This is a genomic window from Flavobacterium sp. GW823-FHT04A11 (assembly GCF_058796535.1).
Map to the genome: position 1 here is coordinate 1493433 of NZ_CM179503.1, position 17740 is coordinate 1511172.

Genomic DNA, 17740 nt, shown 5'->3' on the forward strand with positions numbered 1-17740 from the left:
ACAGTGCAGTTTAAAAGTGTTCATTTTGGTGCAATGAGTATCCAAAATGAATAATCGAAGTTTTGCTGTCAAAATTCGTTTAGCCTAATTTTTTTTAACACATAGAAGTATAGATTTCATAGATATAATAAGGCATTTCGCTTTTTTAAAATACATCCCGAGGCTTCGGGACTATGAGAAAGAAATATGTTTCTTTATTTATGCTTTTTTATATCTATGAAATCTATGTTTCTATGTGTTTAATTGAACTCTTATGAATTGCATGCGATGGGTTTTAATTAATGCTTTTGTTAACAACTTTCGCTTCGTTATTTCTCTAAAAAAAGCGTAAATTTGAACTTCCTCCATTTTTCATAAAGCAAATTTTTATAATCCATATAATCAGTAATTTATATTGGAAAAAGTTTTGGAATTTGGAACTTAATTTTTGCTATTTAATTCTATGTATTTAATATTCGATACCGAAACAACCGGATTACCAAAACGCTGGGATGCGCCAATTACCGATTCTGATAACTGGCCTCGCTGTATTCAGATCGCGTGGCAGCTTCACGATGAAATGGGACAATTGATCGAGCACCAGGATTATTTGGTTAAACCTGACGGATTTAATATTCCCTATGATGCTGAGCGTATTCACGGAATTTCGACTGAATTGGCGGAAGCCGATGGAATCACATTGGCGGAAGTTTTGGAGAAATTTAATATCGCTTTAAGCAAAACCAAATTTATCGTTGGACAAAATTTAGGTTTCGACGTTAATATTATGGGAGCCGAATTTCATAGAATGGGCGTTGATTCTCAAATGGCTTCAATGCCGGTTTTAGATACTTGTACCGAAGTTACGGCTTCATTATTACAGCTTCCTGGAGGTCGTGGAGGGCGATATAAACTGCCAACTCTAACAGAATTACACGAATATCTTTTTAATAAACCTTTTGCAGAAGCGCACAACGCGACTGCCGACGTTGAGGCAACTACGCGTTGTTTTCTTGAATTAGTAAGAAGAGAAGTTTTTACCAAGGAAGAACTGGATGTTCCGAAAGAATATTTTAAGGAATTTCAAGAGAGAAATCCGCAGGAATTCCCATTAATTGGATTAAAACACATCAATTTAAAAGCGGCTTCTGATAAGATCAGAGAGCAAATTAAAGCTTTACAATCTGAAGAAAGACAAACTACGGTTTCTGATTCTGACAGAGCAGATTTTAAAGCCGCAAAATATGCGCATTTACACAATCACACACAGTTTTCGGTTCTTCAATCTACAATAGGAATTGGGAATATTGTTGCGGCTACAGCCAAAAACGGAATGCCGGCAGTTGCCATGACAGATACCGGAAACATGATGGGAGCTTTCCATTTTGTGAGCGCGGTTATGAATCACAATAAAGCAGCATCGGGAAAAAATAAAGCCTTGGTTGAAGCTGGTGAAGAACCAACAGAAACCGAAATAAAACCCATCGTTGGCTGTGAATTTAATGTTTGCGATAACCATTTAGATAAAAGTAAAAAAGACAACGGAAATCAGGTTGTGTTATTGGCCAAAAACAAAAACGGGTATCACAATCTGGCAAAAATGTCGTCAATAGCTTTTACTGATGGATTTTATTATGTGCCGAGAATTGACCGTGCAATCATTGAAAAATACAAGGAAGATATCATGGTTTTGTCCGGAAATTTATACGGAGAAATTCCGAGTAAAATTCTGAACATCGGTGAAAACCAAGCCGAAGAAGCTTTGATTTGGTGGAAAGAACAATTTGGCGATGACTTTTATCTGGAAGTAATGCGCCACAATCAGGAAGATGAAAATCGTGTAAACAAAACCCTGATTGAATTCTCTCAAAAACACAATGTAAAATTAATTGCAACCAATAATACGTATTATTTAAATAAAGAAGATGCCAATGCCCACGATATTTTATTGTGTGTAAAAGATGGTGAAAAACAAGCGACGCCAATTGGCCGTGGCCGTGGATATCGTTACGGATTACCGAATCAGGAATACTATTATAAGTCATCAGAAGAGATGAAAAAACTCTTTGCTGATTTGCCGGATGCGATTATTAACATTCAGGAAATTGTAGATAAAGTCGAAACCTATTCGCTTTATCGTGATGTATTGCTTCCTAAATTTGATATTCCGGAAGAATTTATAGTTCCTGAAGATGAAGCCGATGGCGGAGTTCGTGGAGAAAATAAATACCTGCGTCACCTTACAATGGTGGGTGCAGCAAAAAGATATGGTGAAATTACAGAATCGATTCAGGAACGTCTGGATTTTGAGTTATTAACCATTTCGAATTCAGGATATCCGGGTTACTTTTTGATCGTTCAGGATTTCATCGCCGAGGCCAGAAATATGGACGTTTCGGTAGGGCCGGGACGTGGATCTGCAGCGGGATCTGCCGTTGCTTATTGTTTGGGAATTACCAATATTGACCCCATTAAGTACGATTTGCTTTTTGAGCGTTTCCTGAATCCTGATCGTGTATCCATGCCCGATATTGATATTGATTTTGATGACGAGGGTCGTGGTCGTGTTATGGATTACGTAATCAACAAATACGGAAAAAATCAGGTTGCGCAAATTATCACTTATGGTAAAATGGCAACCAAATCAGCAATTCGTGATACGGCGCGTGTGTTGGATTTACCTTTATTTGAAGCCGACAGAATTGCAAAATTGATTCCGGCCATGATGCCTTCAAAATGGAATCTGGCGCGTTTTATTTCTGAAAATGAAGAGGATGTTAAAAAAGCCCTTCGTTCTGATGAATTTGATAATGTAAAAGAATTAATCGCCATTGCCAATGAAGATGATTTGGCAGGAGAAACAATTCAGCAGGCAAAAATCTTGGAAGGTTCTATGCGAAACACCGGAATTCACGCCTGTGGAGTTATTATTACGCCATCGGATATTACGAATTTCGTTCCTGTAACCACCGCAAAAGATTCTGATTTATATGTAACGCAGTTTGATAACTCGGTTGCAGAAAGTGCAGGATTGCTGAAAATGGACTTCCTGGGTCTGAAGACCCTAACGCTGATAAAAGATACCGTTAAACTGGTAAAATACAGAACCGGAATTGATCTGGATCCCGATACTTTTCCGATTGATGATGTAGAAACGTATGCGCTTTTCCAGAGAGGAGAAACGGTTGGGATCTTCCAATACGAGTCACCCGGAATGCAGAAATACATGAAAGATCTGAAACCAACAGTTTTTGGAGATTTAATTGCCATGAATGCTTTATATCGCCCGGGACCTTTGGAGTATATTCCATCTTTCGTAAGAAGAAAAAACGGTGAAGAAGAAATCAAATACGATTTAGATGCCTGTGAGGAATATTTAGGAGAGACTTACGGAATTACGGTTTATCAGGAGCAGGTAATGCTTTTGTCGCAATCGCTGGCAGACTTTACAAAAGGTGAAGCCGACGTTTTGCGTAAAGCGATGGGTAAAAAACAAAAAGACGTTCTGGATAAAATGAAGCCTAAATTTGTGGAACAAGCCGCAAAAAAAGGCCATGATGCCAAAATTCTGGAGAAAATCTGGAAAGACTGGGAAGCATTTGCGAGTTACGCCTTCAACAAATCGCACTCGACTTGTTATGCCTGGATTGCCTACCAAACAGCGTATTTAAAAGCACATTATCCTGCAGAATATATGGCGGCAGTTCTTTCGAATAATATGAATGATATTAAACAGGTATCATTTTTTATGGAAGAATGTAAACGTATGGGATTAGAAGTTTTAGGTCCGGATGTAAATGAGTCGTACTATAAATTTACGGTAAATGATAATTATGCCGTTCGTTTTGGAATGGGCGCCATTAAAGGTGTTGGTTCAGGAGCTGTAGCCACTATTGTAGAAAACAGAAAAGACGGAAGATATAAATCGATTTTTGACTTAGCGAAACGTATAGATTTGCGTGCTGCCAATAAAAAAGCAATTGAAAATCTGGCACTTGCCGGAGGTTTTGATTCGTTTGAAGGAACGACAAGAGCACAATATTTTCACGATGATGGCGACGGAATTACCTTTTACGAAAAAGCAATGCGTTACGGATCGAAGTTTCAGGAAAATGAAAATTCATCGCAGGTAAGTTTGTTTGGAGAAGCCAGTGAAGTACAAATTGCCGAGCCGGTTGTGCCTCCGTGCGAAGACTGGAGTACGATGGAAAAACTGGCGAAAGAAAAAGAAGTTGTTGGAATTTACCTTTCCGGACATCCGCTTGATGATTTTAGATTTGAAATGAAATACTTCTGCAACGCCCGATTGGAAGCGCTTAAAAGTATGAATGAATATGTCGGAAAAAATCTAACTTTTGCCGGAATCATTTATAACGTTCAGCATCGTGTGGCCAAAAATGGAAAAGGCTGGGCGGTATTTAATTTAGAAGGTTATGATGAAAGTTTTGAGTTTAAAATTTTCGGAGAAGAATATTTAAAGTTCCGTCATTTCCTGATTCAGAATAATTTTGCGTACCTTAAAATCCTGATAAAAGATGGTTGGGTAAATCATGATACAGGTAAAAAATCAGATCCAAGAATGCAATTTGTTGAGGTAAAACAATTGCAGGATGTTTTAGAAACCTTTGCCAAAAAACTAATTGTTTTACTAAATATAAAAGATTTACAAACCGAGTTTATCCATAAATTAAGTCATTTATTTAATGATAATAAAGGAGATAATTCTGTGACATTTGAAATCATGGAATTAGAAAAAATAAAACGTTTGGTCGAGGTAGAAACCACCAATGAGTTTGAAGAAACAGAAGATGCTGTTTTTGTTGACGAAAATGAAAATGACGATAACGATGTGGCTCTAAGTGAAACTAAAATGCAGGAAGTTAAAGAAGTAGAAGAAATAAAGGTTGTAACCAAATTAACGATGCCAAGCCGAAGATTAAAAGTCAAAATTTCAGCAGAGTTATTACAGGAATTGGAAAAAATGCAGGTAAATTTTAAGCTGAACTAAATTTTAACAGTTAAAATTTAGAAGAATATATTTTTTTTAAGTTAAAAATATGCATGCATAATACTTTTTTAGTAATATTGCCCAAAATTACAACGTTTTCGTACTAAGTCTAACAATGCAGATATATAGAACGTGTTAAAAAATTCTAAATTTGTATAAATTAATTAAATCAGAATTATGAAAAAGAACCTATTTTTATTAGGATTATTAGTTTGCTCTATGGCCACAATGGCGCAAACAGAAAAAGCAGATAAACCAGAAAGCTGGTATTTTAAATTAGGAGGATCATATTTTAATCAAACAGCTTCTACTGAATTTCCAACAGTTGGTGGAAATGCAGCATTAGATAGAAATTACGTAGGAGGAAAATTAGTTTCTGAAAGAAGTATTACAGGTTCTTTTGGACAAGGATTTAGAACTGGAATTACTGCTGGTTACCGTTTCTCTACTCGTTTAGGAGTTGAGTTAGGAGCAAATTACTATTCAAGTAATTCTAAAACAATGGCACAAACTACAACTGATGTACCTTATATTCCTGCAACTGGTACATATAATTTTAAATCAGTAGGTGAAATTACTGCATTTGATATTGCTCCTGCACTTGTTATGTTTTTAGGAGAATCTCATGGTTTTGAGCCATATACAAAAGTTGGAGTTTTAGTTCCTATTCATGGAGATTTAGAAATTACTTCTGATGCATATGCTCCAGTTGGAGTTAATCCAAATACTGGTGCGCCTGTTTTTGGAAATGTTCACAGTGTTGATAAAGTAAAACCAAATCCAACATTAGGATTCTCTGCTGCAGTAGGGACTTCTTATAAATTAGGAAAACATATTTCTGCTTTTGCAGAATTAGAATACCGTAACTTTACAGTACACGGAAAAACTAAAGAAACAACTGATTTTACAGTAAACGGACAAGATGCTCTAGCAACCAGAACAACTTCTCAAATTCATACAAATTACAGAGATAGATTAGATGTTAATTCTAACAATCCTTTGTTTAATCCAAATACAGCAACAACAGATACAAAAGATACTACTCGTCCAAATGATGCAATGGATGAATTAAGTTCTTATGTTGGAATTTCTGGTTTAGGATTAACGGTAGGTCTTAAATACAGCCTATAATTTCTAAAGAAATTTTATACTTATAAAAAAGAGGATATTCATTTTGAATATCCTCTTTTTTTGTGGTTTTATGTCATTTCGGTTTCTAATAAACCCAATTTTTTTCAGGAGCTAATCCCGCTATACGCTGCAATCTTTTGTGCCGAACCCCGGTACAAAAGGATTTTCACTTCTATCGGGGCTAGGGAATTCATTTTAATAAGGATGCTTTCGTTTAGTTTGTCATTTCGACCGAAGGGAGAAATCACACTAGTAATTCGACAAAGATTGGCGAATTTCCTTGCAGAGTTTCTTACGGAGATTCCTCGTTCCTCGGAATGACAAGATTGTATGATAATCCGTCAATTGCAATAATAATTTTGAATATTTATTTTAGACAAGAATTTGAATTGCCTCCAGCTTTAGCTGGAGGTTGAAGAATCAATATTAAAAAGCTTTAGCCATAATGTGCGTGTTTGGCTAAAGCCTTTTTCTTTTGCAAATTTATATCTCCAGCTAAAGCTGGAGGCAATTCAAAAAATGTAAGGTTTATTTCGAATTCCTAAACTCCTTCAAAACTTCATCAATAACCCAGCTTGTTCTCGCGGCAGAAGTCCCTTTTGATGGAGAAACACCTTCATTCCCTAAAATTTCAGCAACAACAGTTTCTATAAAAGGCTGTTGAATATGAAGCGGATTTTCAATCGTAATACTTTCCTTTTCGCCATTTGCATATTGAATATGAATTGGATCATTTCCAAAAGTTGAAAAAGAAATTTTTCCTTTATCACCTACAATTTCGGTATTATCATAACGTTCAAAACTGGCAAAATTCCACAAACCGGTTCCGTGAATTCCGTTTTCGAATAAAAATGACATCGAAACAGAATCTTCGGCAGGATAGGCAAGAAGCTGTGAAGTTGCATGTCCGCGAACCGATTTAATCGGACCTAAAACAAAATCCAGAAAATCTAATGTATGGCAAGCCAAATCAACAAAAATTCCACCGCCTGAAATATGCGGTAAAACTGTCCATGGTAAATTGATATCATCATCATAACGCGCTTCAAAAGGATGGTATAAAACACAATTTACATGTCTTATTTTGCCTAATTTATTCTGATCTATTATTTCTTTTATTTTTAAAAATCTTGGTAAACTTCTTCTGTAATACGCCACAAATAGCGGAACATTATGTTCTTTGCAAGCGCTGATCATTTCGTTGCACTCTTCAAAAGTCAAAGCCATTGGTTTTTCGACATAAACCGGTTTTCCGGCCTTGGCGCATAAAATAGTATATTCTTTATGAGAGGACGGAGGCGTAGCAATATAAACCGCATCAACTTCAGGATCGTTGATTAAATCAATCGCATTCGAATACCATTTTGGCACATTATGGCGTTTTGCATAATCTTCGGCAAGAGCCGCATCTCTGCGCATAACAGCCACTAATGCTGAGTTTGGTGCTTTTTGAAATCCTGGTCCGCTTTTAACTTCAGTTACATTTCCGCAGCCTATAATTCCCCATTTTACAATTTTCATTTTTTGGTATTTTAGTTATTTCAAATTTAAGAGAAAAAAAGTTAGCCACGAATTCACGAATTATTTTTTCACGCAGATTTAAAATAAAAAATTCGTGAAATTCATAGCAAAAAGAAAACCACGAACTCACAAAAAAATTCGTGAATTCGTGGCTAAAAATTTTAGACTAAAGTTTTACTTTTTCGGTAAAGCCTTAAATCCCATATTGTAAAGCGTGAACGCCTGAATATCTACATTTTCCTGAATAGAAGCAGCAACAGATTTCCCTGCACCGTGACCGGCTTTTACATCAATACGAATCAAAACCGGATTAGGACCTGTTTGTTTTTCCTGTAATTCAGCAGCAAATTTAAAACTGTGAGCAGGAACCACACGATCGTCATGATCTCCCGTTGTAACCATAGTTGCAGGATATTGAACACCGCTTTTTACATTCTGAACCGGAGAATAACCTTTTAAATATTCAAACATTTCTTTATTATCCTGGGCAGTTCCGTAATCATAAGCCCAACCTGCACCGGCTGTAAAAGTATGGTAACGCAACATATCCATAACACCAACGGCCGGTAAAGCCACTTTCATTAAATCAGGACGTTGTGTCATTGTGGCGCCCACTAATAAACCTCCGTTAGAACCTCCGCGAATCGCTAAGAAATCAGATGAAGTATATTTTTGCGCAATTAGATATTCCGCAGCAGCGATAAAATCATCAAATACATTTTGTTTTTGCAATTTCGTTCCGGCGTCGTGCCATTTTTTTCCGTATTCACCGCCGCCTCTTAAATTGGCTACCGCATAAATTCCGCCATTTTCCATCCAAACGGCGTTCGAAATACTAAAAGCAGGAGTTAAACTAATATTGAATCCACCATAACCGTAAAGAATAGTCGGGTTTTTGCCGTTCAGTTTTGTTCCTTTTTTATAGGTGATAATCATCGGGATTTTTGTTCCGTCTTTTGAAGTGTAGAAAACTTGTTTTGACTCATAATCTTCACTTTTAAAATCTACTTTCGGTTTTTCATAGACTTCAGATTTACCTGATTTTGGCTCAAGAGAAAAAATCGATCCCGGAGTTGTATAATTTGCAAAACTATAATACAATACTTTGTCATTCTTTTTTCCACCAAAACCACTGGCAGTTCCTACGGCAGGCAGTTTGATTTCACGAACCAGTTTTCCGTTGTAATCGTATTGTTTTACAAACGAAACCGCATCTTTAATATAATTGGCAAAAAAGTATCCGCCACCAGTTGAAGGTGATAGAATATCTTTGGCTTCCGGAATAAAATCTTTCCAGTTTTCCGGTTTCGGATTGCTAAAATCAACCGCAACCACGCGACCGTTTGGCGCATTCAAATCGGTTTCTATAAACAACTTGGTTCCTTCATTGTTAATTACAGTGTGAGAACCATTAAAATTGTCCACAATAGTTACAATCGGACTATTTGCAACGGTTAAATCTTTGATGTACAATTCATTTCCATAAGTAGAATTTGCAGCAGTAATTACCAGATAATGATTGTCTTCTGTAACGTAACCGCCAACATATCTGCGTTTTTGATCTGCTCCATAAATAACTTTGTCATCTTTTTGAGAAGTTCCAAGTTTGTGGAAATATAATTTATGCTGATCTGTTTTAGCAGATAATTCACTTCCTTTCGGTTTGTCATAACTTGAATAATAAAAACCTTCATTTCCTAACCATGAAATACCGCTAAATTTGATATCTACTAAAGTATCTTCTACAACTTTTTTAGACAAAGCATCAATAATAATCACTTTTCTCCAGTCGCTTCCGCCTTCAGAAATAGAATATGCAGCTTTATTTCCATCTTCAGAAAAATCTAAACTTCCAAGCGAAGTCGTTCCGTCTTTAGAGAAAGTATTAGGATCCAGAAAAACTTCTTCTTTACCCTTTTCATCTTTTCTGTAAATAACCGATTGATTTTGAAGTCCGTTGTTTTTAGAATAATAAGTAAACTTTCCTTCGATAGACGGAGCACCTATTTTTTCATAATTCCACAGTTTCTCCATTCGTTTTTTTAGTTCTTCACAAAACGGAATTTTATCTAAATACGCATAAGTAACTTCATTTTCTGCTTTTACCCAAGCACCGGTTTCTGCCGATTTATCGTCTTCAAGCCAACGATAAGGATCGCTTACTTTTGTGTCAAAATAAACATCAACAGTTTCTCCTTTTTTAGTTTCTGGATATTTTATCGTGTTTTGTCCAAATGAAATTCCTGCAGTAGTTATAGCCATTATAAGAATTGTTTTTTTCATAGTTTTTGGTTTGTCAGTTATAACAAAAATAGGACTTTTTGTTGAATATAAATTTACCGCAAAGCACACAAAGTTTTTTAATTAACCAGCCTTTATAAAAACACAAAGTTCGCAAAGCCGTTTCAAATAACTTTGCGAACCTTGCGTAAATCTTAGTGCACTTTGCGGTTAAATTTTTACAAGTTGAAATTCACACCTAAAACAATGTTTCTTCCAATATTTGGAATACCGTCTGTTTTTAATCTTGAAAGGTGTGCAATATATTTTTTATCGAATAAATTGTTTCCGTTCAGGTTTACGTCAAAAGCAGTTTTTCCAAGTTTTACCGTTCCTCCAAAACCTAAATTGACCAAAGTATATCCGTTTGAAGCGGTTTCAAAACCACTCACATTTTTCTGGTCAAAAGTCGAAGAAACGTTTAAAGAAGCATATCCTTCTTCGAACCAGTTTTTGATTTTAAATTCAGTTCTAAGCGTGTTGTTCCAATTGTTTGCCGGAATTAAAGGTAAATAATCATTGTTGTCTTTTTTACCTGTTACAGTTTCAAAACTCGTTTCAAAATGCAGCCAATCAAGAGGATGCGGATGAAAATGCAGACCAACTTCACCTCCATATAATTTTGCATTATCCTGAACGTAAGCAAAAACATCATTATCATCCAGCGTTTCTCCTGTTGGCGAAGTATAAATATAATTGTTTACATGATTGTAAAATCCGTTGATGAAAAACTCAAAATGCGTGTTTTTATATTCTAAATTTAAATCAGTCTGAACGTTTTGTTCTGTTTTCAAATCGCTATTTCCAATTTCGTAACGGTTTGTTCCTTCGTGAACACCATTTGAAGTTAACTCAGCCAGATTTGGCGCTCTAAATCCTGTTGCAATATTCAGTCGAAGCGTCAAAGGTTCAGCCAGTTTTGTTTTATATCCTAAAGAAGCATTAAAGCTGTCAAAAGATTTATCAAGGGCTTCAAAATAACCTTCTTCGCCTTCCGTTCCGTGTGCTTCAGAAGTAATATTTCTGTTGTCAAAACGCAAACCGGCTTGTAAAACGCTGTTATTCCATTCGTAATTTGCAGTTCCAAAAACTCCAAAATCATTCGTTGTTGCATCTGGAATCAAATATTCTTCACCAGAATTTTTGTTCGTTTGATGCATTCCCTGAACACCCAAAATAGTTTCAATTTTACCCAATTTCGGAAAATGATACTTTGCATTGTAATTAAAAGTATTCAGTTTCATTCTTAAAGAAGCATCGTTGCTGTCTTCAAACTCGCTTCGGTCATTGGCAATATAGCCTAAATCAACATCCAGTTTTGAATTTTCGAAAAAGATCACATTGTTTAAACTCAATAAATGATTGAAAATTCCCTGTCTCGGAAATTGTGTGTCTTTGCTAGAAGACTGTTCTGCAATTCCATCTTCAGGAATACCAATATCCAGTTTATTGTAATTGTATCTCAAAACACTCGAAAAACTAGAGTTGCTGTAGCCAATTCCGGTTTTAAAATCAGTTTCGTTATAACGTGAATTCGTTACGCGATCACCATCGGCAATTTTATAATCTGAGTGTGTGTTGAAACTTCCGCGAGCCAGAAATTTCCAGTTATCAGTTGAAGTTTTTAATCCAATTGATGAATTACTTCCTTGTGTATTCGTAAAATATTTTTGACTGAAATTAGCCTTGAATGTATTCGCATCTGCAAATTTTTCGGGATTAAAATATAAAACACCGCCAAGCGCATCAGAACCATATAACAAAGATGCCGGGCCTTTTATAACTTCAACACTTTCGATTCCGGCATCGTTTAAACCTAAACCATGTTCGTCTCCAAACTGTTGGTTTTCGATACGAACACCTTGAGAATAAACCAAAACACGATTTCCACTAAGTCCGCGAATAACAGGTTTTCCAATAGAAGTTCCGGTTGAAATTTGAGAAACTCCAGGAATCGTTGCCAAGCCTTCAATCAAAGTCGAAGTTCCTTTTTGCTGTAATGTTTTAATGCTTTCGTGTTCTACTTTCATCACATTTTGCGATTGCAATTTGTTGAAAGGAGTTGAAACCACAACTTCATCCATTTCAAAAACAGATTCAGTCAGAATTACATCTAAAGTATTTTCTTTTAATATTTTAGCAATGGTTTTATTTTGAGTTGTATATCCAACAAGCGTAAAAGCAAGTCTAAAACTTCCGTTTGGAAGATTTTTGAATTCATATTTTCCGTTTTCATCCGTTGTTGTGCCTTTGTGCAATTCAGGTGCGTAAACAGAAACGTTTGCTAAAGGTTGGTTTTCAAGATTTGTTACCGTTCCTGAAACAGAATTTTGAGCCGAAAGCAGGCTCGAAAACCCTAAAATAAGGGCTAATATTATTTTTTTCATTTGAAAATGATGCTATAGTTAATTTGATTTTTTCTTTTAAAAACAAAAACAAGAATAACAGTAAAGCTTTCCGATCCTGATCATGTCAAGATTGGGAAACTCAAGGTTTTTTGAATTGATTAAAAGATTTAGGTTTTATTTCGAGTGTTCGAAATTTAAGCAACTATAGTTTGTGGGGGTCCGCGCAATAAATAAGCACTTCCTGAAAACGAAAAAATATTTTCTGAAAAGGCAAAGAAATAAGGAATTTCTTTGTGAAAAGTACCAAACTGAACTGAGAATTCTTCAGGAACAATATAACTTCCAAAAGCAAAATGACAAACATAACACAAATCATAATTATGATGCTGGTGCGTTATTTCGCCGCTTGGATCACTATAATCGTGATGACATTGTTTTTCTGAAAGCTGTTTTACAATATGCTCATAACTGTGTATGGACTGAAACAATATTGAGAACAATACTGTCAGCGCCAGGGAGACACTTAATATGAGCTGTCTTTTTTTCATGCAGGACAAAGGTATAAAAGAGCATTGAAAAATCAGTTTGTTTTTTTGATTCTATTCCATTTTTATTGAAAATAGTGCAGTAAAAGAAAATATTCGCCGTGAAAAATAGAATAATCACGTTCTTTTTATTTCCTGAACTGGCATTATATTATATTTGTAAGTGAAATAAATCAACTCTAAAAAACGTTTACTTGAAAACCTACTTAAAACCAAAATACGATATGCGATTCCTTTTTAGTTGTTTATTTTTAATGTCGTTTTTTAATGTTTTTTCGCAAGAAGAAACAAAACCTAAATTAGAACCCATTGTAAAAATCGATTCGCTGTATCGTGAAGATCAGTTTTACTTTTCGATTACCTATAATTTGTTAACACAGATTCCGAAAGATCTTAAGCAAAATAAATTTTCTGCCGGACTTTCTGCCGGATTTTTGCGCGATATGCCCATTAATAAAAAGAGAACTGTTGCTATTGCCACAGGTTTGGGATTGAGTTATCAGAATTATTTCCAAAACCTGACTATTTCTCAACTGCCAGACGGAGCTTTGGCTTATGAAGTGAGCGATTATAATGATATTAAATCAAATCGATACAGGCAATATTTAGTCGATCTTCCGATAGAATTTCGCTGGAGAAATTCGACTTACGAAAGCTACAGGTTTTGGAGAATTTACGGTGGATTTAAAGTAAGTTATGTTTTCTCTAATAAATCGGTTGTAGATACGGGAGAAGAGAAATATACCGTTAACAATAATCGCGATATTAATAAAATACAATACGGCGTTTATCTTGCTGTGGGTTATAATACCTGGAATGTTTACCTTAATTATGGTTTAAATCCTTTGTTTAAAAATGTACAAACTACTTCAGGGCAAAATATTGATGTGAGAACGCTGAATGCGGGATTGATATTTTACATTTTGTAATTTTTTAACCGCAAACATAAAGCTTTTCATTTGTCAAATTTATAACCACAAATACAAGAACAATAATTGCGGAAATACGCCAAGTGCCAAACCAAGAAGAAGTTCTTTATTCGTATGAGCTTCCATAGCAAGGCGTGACGAAGCTACAATTCCCGTAAGCAAAACCATGAAAGCAGTCCAATAAGGATTTTGCATTTGTAGATGAATATTCATCCCAATTACAAAAATTGTAAATCCGCTGATGGCCATCATGTGCAAGCTTGCCTTTATTTTGAAAAGTGCGGCAACCAAAGCCAGAATTGTACTGAATAACGCGCCCAGAAAAAAGAAATGAAGTTCCGGATATCTTGCAATAACAATGCTTCTTTTTACCAATAAAATATACAGAAAACATTGCAGAATAAGCGGAATTTTTCGCTGAGCTGTTTCATGAATCATGACCGATTTTACATGCCCCGTTGATTTTAAAAGCATAAAAAATAATATAGGAACAAGAATCGTAATAATGAGAATTTGAAACAAAACATAATATTTCTCCTGATTTGTAAAAATATCGCCTTTACAAAACAAATAGAACAAAGTAGCATACATCGATATAAAAATCGGATGCAATATATAGGAGAATATCGGGAGTATTTTTTTCAAAATCTTTAATTTGAGGTCTTCACAAATATAAGGAAATAATTTTTTTTGCCACGAATTTCACGAATTAGCACGAATTTTTATTTTTAAAGTATGCGTAATATTTATTTCACGCAGTTTCTACAGATTTTGGCAGATTTAATAAATAAAAATCTGTGGCATCTGCTAAAATCTTTTTTAAATCTGTGTGAAAAATAATTAGCGAAAATTTGTGCAATTAGTGGCAAAAAAACACAGAATAGAAAAATCATCTTAATCCCCGAATCTGTGGCAGATTTTTTTCACCCTTAAGAATTAGTGAAAATTTGTGAATTTCGTGGCAAACCTTTTTTTAAATTTGACAAAAGAAATTTCCCAAATGAGCATAAATATAAAAAACCTTGTATCCGTTCTTGAAGCCAAATGGACTGGTGCTGAAACTGATATTTTTATTGATCATATTTCGATCGACAGCCGTTCACTGCAAAACGGATCTCAAACTTTATTTTTCGCTTTAATCGGCGTCAATAATGATGCTCATTTATACATTTCAGAATTGATTGAAAAAGGAGTTCAGAATTTTGTCGTGCAATATATTCCTGAAAACTGCGAGGGAAAAGCGAACTTTCTGATTGTTCAAAATACGTTACACGCTTTACAGAATTTTGCAGCTTATTACAGAAATATTTTTGATTTTCCTGTTATCGGCCTGACCGGGAGCAACGGAAAAACGATCGTAAAAGAATGGCTTAATTTTTTATTAAGTCCGGATTATAATATTATCAGAAGTCCTAAAAGTTATAACTCACAAGTTGGTGTGCCGCTTTCTGTGATTGCCATTAATGAGAAACACAATCTGGGCATTTTCGAAGCCGGAATTTCTACGGTTAACGAAATGGACAAACTCGAAAAAATCATTAAACCTACAATTGGCGTCCTTACGAATATAGGAACCGCTCACGATGAAGGATTTTTGAATTTGGTACAAAAGATTGATGAAAAACTGCTTTTGTTTAAAGATTGTCCCGTTATTATTTATCAAAAAAATGAAACGGTAGATTCCTGTTTATCCCAATTTGCGGCAGAATATATGATGCATCCGCGAAAACTTTTTTCATGGAGTTTCAGAGATAAATCGGCAGATGTTTTTATTCTGAATAAAGAAAATAAAGGGGATAAAACACACATTCAATACCAATATAATAATGAAATTTTTGATTTAGAAATTCCGTTTCAGGATTCTGCATCGATAGAAAATGCCATTTCGTGTTTGTTGGTTTTGTTGTATTTTAAATATGATTCCAATACGATTCAAAACCGCATGCAAATGCTGTATCCGGTAGAAATGCGTTTGGAAGTTAAAAACGGAATCAACAATTGCAGTATTATTGATGATAGTTACAGTTCCGATTTTCAATCGCTTAAAATTGCGTTGGATTTTCTGGAAAGCCAAAAAAAGAATCCTTCGAAAACGGTTATTTTATCTGATATTTTTCAAAGCGGATTTTCAAATGAAGAATTATATTCGAAAGTTGCCCTGCTTATTTCAGACAATAAAATAAATCGTGTAATTGGCATTGGAACAACAATTTCCTCTTTTGCAGATAAATTTTCGAACTGTATAACTTTTCAAAATACAGCAGAATTTATCGCTCATTTTGAAAGCCTGAATTTTGCCAATGAAACGATTTTGATAAAAGGAGCAAGAACATTTCAGTTTGAAGAAATCGTGACTTTATTAGAAGAGAAAACGCACGAAACGATTCTGGAAATCAATCTGGATTCTATTAGTCACAACCTGAATTTCTTTAAATCAAAACTAGCCAGCGATGTCAAAATCATGGTGATGGTAAAGGCTTTTGGTTATGGAAACGGCGGTTTGGAAATTGCCAAATTATTAGAACATCATAATGTTGATTATTTAGGTGTGGCTTTCGCCGATGAAGGAATCTCACTTAAAAATGGCGGAATCAAATTGCCAATTATGGTTTTGAATCCGGAATCGACAAGTTTTCCATCGATTATTCAATACCAATTACAACCTGAAATTTATAGTATAAAAGGACTGAATGCCTTTTTGAAAATAGCCCGCGAGAAAAATTTAAAAGATTTCCCCATTCATATAAAACTCGACACAGGAATGCATCGTTTGGGTTTTGAAGAAAATACAATTGACGAATTGATTCAGACTTTAAAAGGAAATTCTACCGTAAAAGTGCAAAGTGTTTTATCGCATTTGGCAACAAGCGACGATATGAATCATTATGATTTTGTGATGTCTCAAATTAATTTATTCGAAAAATTATCATCCAAATTAATTTCAGAATTAAATATTGATCCAATTCGTCATATTTTGAATACTTCCGGAATCAGTAATTTTCCTGCGGCACAATATAATATGGTACGTTTGGGAATTGGTTTATATGGAGTTTCTAATGATCCGTTAGAACAAAAATATTTAGAAAATGTTGGCACTTTAAAATCTATTATTTCTCAGGTCCGTACTATTCCTGCCGGAGACAGCGTAGGTTACGGCCGAAGATTTATGGCGCAAAAAGAAACTAAAATAGCGACAATCCCAATTGGTTACGCCGATGGAATTTCGAGATTATGGGGAAATGAAGTGGGATATGTGATGATTAAAAACAGAAAAGCACCCATTGTAGGCAGTATTTGCATGGATATGCTGATGGTAAATGTAAGTGAAATTGATTGCAAAGAAGGTGATTCGGTAATTATTTTCGGCGAAAGCCCAACCGTTACTGAAATTGCTAATGCATTGAAAACTATTCCGTATGAAATTTTAACGAGTATTTCGCAACGTGTAAAAAGGGTATTTTTCAGATAGATTTGAGGGATTTTCAGGAAAATTCCGTATTTTCGGGGTTAAATAAATATAAATTAAAACGAACAATTATGGGAATGCTTTCTGAATTTAAGGAATTTGCAATGAAAGGCAACGTAGTCGATTTGGCTGTCGGTGTTATTATTGGAGCTGCTTTTGGCAAAATTGTAAGCTCGTTAATTGAAAATGTAATCACGCCTTTAATATTGAAACCGGCTTTGGATGCGGCACATTTATCTACTATCGAAGAGCTTACCGCTTTTGGAGGTGTAAAATATGGTTTGTTTCTTTCGGCAGTAATTAACTTTATAATTGTGGCTTTTGTTTTATTTTTAATTATAAAAGGAATCAACAACTTAAAAAAGAAAGATGTTCCGCCGCCAGCAGCACCAGCTGGACCAACACAAGAAGAGCTTCTTATTCAAATTAGAGATTTATTAAAAAATAAACAATAATATATATACCGCTACACTAAGTCTAACTTAACCGTTCCTTAATTGGGACGGTTTTTTTGCTTTTGTTTGTTTTGTAAC

Annotated in this window: 10 protein-coding genes; 5 read left to right on the plus strand and 5 right to left on the minus strand. The window is 35.0% G+C overall.

Annotated features, from left to right (window positions below; genetic code table 11):
• The first annotated feature begins 442 nt into the window (after positions 1-442).
• Together dnaE and AC3QL1_RS06555 are read left to right on the plus strand one after the other, a co-directional pair.
• Positions 443-4987 carry a DNA polymerase III subunit alpha gene (gene dnaE / locus AC3QL1_RS06550; protein WP_492496154.1) on the plus strand — a complete coding sequence of 1515 codons (4545 nt, stop codon included), beginning with the start codon at positions 443-445 and terminating at the stop codon, positions 4985-4987.
• Positions 4988-5164: 177 nt separating this feature from the next.
• Positions 5165-6118 carry an outer membrane beta-barrel protein gene (locus AC3QL1_RS06555; RefSeq protein WP_492496155.1) on the plus strand — a complete coding sequence of 318 codons (954 nt, stop codon included), beginning with the start codon at positions 5165-5167 and terminating at the stop codon, positions 6116-6118.
• A 528-nt stretch (positions 6119-6646) separates the two neighbouring features.
• Here AC3QL1_RS06555 and AC3QL1_RS06560 read toward each other — a convergent pair.
• From AC3QL1_RS06560 to AC3QL1_RS06575, 4 genes are all read right to left on the minus strand, one after another.
• Positions 6647-7639, minus strand: coding sequence for a Gfo/Idh/MocA family protein (locus AC3QL1_RS06560; RefSeq protein ID WP_492496156.1), 993 nt, complete (start codon positions 7637-7639; stop codon positions 6647-6649).
• 174 nt (positions 7640-7813) lie between these two features.
• Positions 7814-9922 carry a prolyl oligopeptidase family serine peptidase gene (locus AC3QL1_RS06565; protein ID WP_492496158.1) on the minus strand — a complete coding sequence of 703 codons (2109 nt, stop codon included), beginning with the start codon at positions 9920-9922 and terminating at the stop codon, positions 7814-7816.
• A 176-nt stretch (positions 9923-10098) separates the two neighbouring features.
• Positions 10099-12306, minus strand: a complete 2208-nt coding sequence (locus AC3QL1_RS06570; protein WP_492496160.1) for a TonB-dependent receptor — start codon at positions 12304-12306, stop codon at positions 10099-10101.
• Positions 12307-12461: 155 nt separating this feature from the next.
• Positions 12462-12815 carry a hypothetical protein gene (locus AC3QL1_RS06575; protein WP_492496162.1) on the minus strand — a complete coding sequence of 118 codons (354 nt, stop codon included), beginning with the start codon at positions 12813-12815 and terminating at the stop codon, positions 12462-12464.
• 191 nt (positions 12816-13006) lie between these two features.
• Here AC3QL1_RS06575 and AC3QL1_RS06580 point away from each other — a divergent pair, with 191 nt between their 5' ends.
• Positions 13007-13741, plus strand: a complete 735-nt coding sequence (locus AC3QL1_RS06580) for a porin family protein (protein ID WP_492496164.1) — start codon at positions 13007-13009, stop codon at positions 13739-13741.
• Positions 13742-13780: 39 nt separating this feature from the next.
• On the opposite strand, the gene AC3QL1_RS06585 is transcribed toward AC3QL1_RS06580, so the two are convergent.
• Positions 13781-14386, minus strand: coding sequence for a hypothetical protein (locus tag AC3QL1_RS06585; RefSeq protein ID WP_492496166.1), 606 nt, complete (start codon positions 14384-14386; stop codon positions 13781-13783).
• Positions 14387-14741: 355 nt separating this feature from the next.
• On the opposite strand from AC3QL1_RS06585, the gene AC3QL1_RS06590 reads away from it, so the two are divergent.
• Together AC3QL1_RS06590 and mscL are read left to right on the plus strand one after the other, a co-directional pair.
• The gene (locus AC3QL1_RS06590; protein ID WP_492496168.1) at positions 14742-17210 is read left to right on the plus strand and encodes a bifunctional UDP-N-acetylmuramoyl-tripeptide:D-alanyl-D-alanine ligase/alanine racemase; all 2469 of its coding nucleotides are present in this window, start codon (positions 14742-14744) and stop codon (positions 17208-17210) included.
• A gap of 68 nt (positions 17211-17278) precedes the next feature.
• A complete protein-coding gene (mscL, locus tag AC3QL1_RS06595; protein ID WP_492496170.1) occupies positions 17279-17662 on the plus strand; it encodes a large conductance mechanosensitive channel protein MscL in 384 nt (127 codons plus the stop codon).
• The last annotated feature ends 78 nt before the right edge of the window (positions 17663-17740 follow it).

Excerpts from the sequence above, each read along its gene's own strand:
- AC3QL1_RS06565 (WP_492496158.1), bottom strand. The coding sequence starts at position 9,922 with ATGAAAAAAACAATTCTTATAATGGCTATAACTACTGCAGGAATTTCA.
- AC3QL1_RS06590 (WP_492496168.1), top strand. The coding sequence starts at position 14,742 with ATGAGCATAAATATAAAAAACCTTGTATCCGTTCTTGAAGCCAAATGG.
- AC3QL1_RS06570 (WP_492496160.1), bottom strand. The coding sequence starts at position 12,306 with ATGAAAAAAATAATATTAGCCCTTATTTTAGGGTTTTCGAGCCTGCTT.
- mscL (WP_492496170.1), top strand. The coding sequence starts at position 17,279 with ATGGGAATGCTTTCTGAATTTAAGGAATTTGCAATGAAAGGCAACGTA.
- AC3QL1_RS06560 (WP_492496156.1), bottom strand. The coding sequence starts at position 7,639 with ATGAAAATTGTAAAATGGGGAATTATAGGCTGCGGAAATGTAACTGAA.
- dnaE (WP_492496154.1), top strand. The coding sequence starts at position 443 with ATGTATTTAATATTCGATACCGAAACAACCGGATTACCAAAACGCTGG.
- AC3QL1_RS06555 (WP_492496155.1), top strand. The coding sequence starts at position 5,165 with ATGAAAAAGAACCTATTTTTATTAGGATTATTAGTTTGCTCTATGGCC.
- AC3QL1_RS06575 (WP_492496162.1), bottom strand. The coding sequence starts at position 12,815 with ATGAAAAAAAGACAGCTCATATTAAGTGTCTCCCTGGCGCTGACAGTA.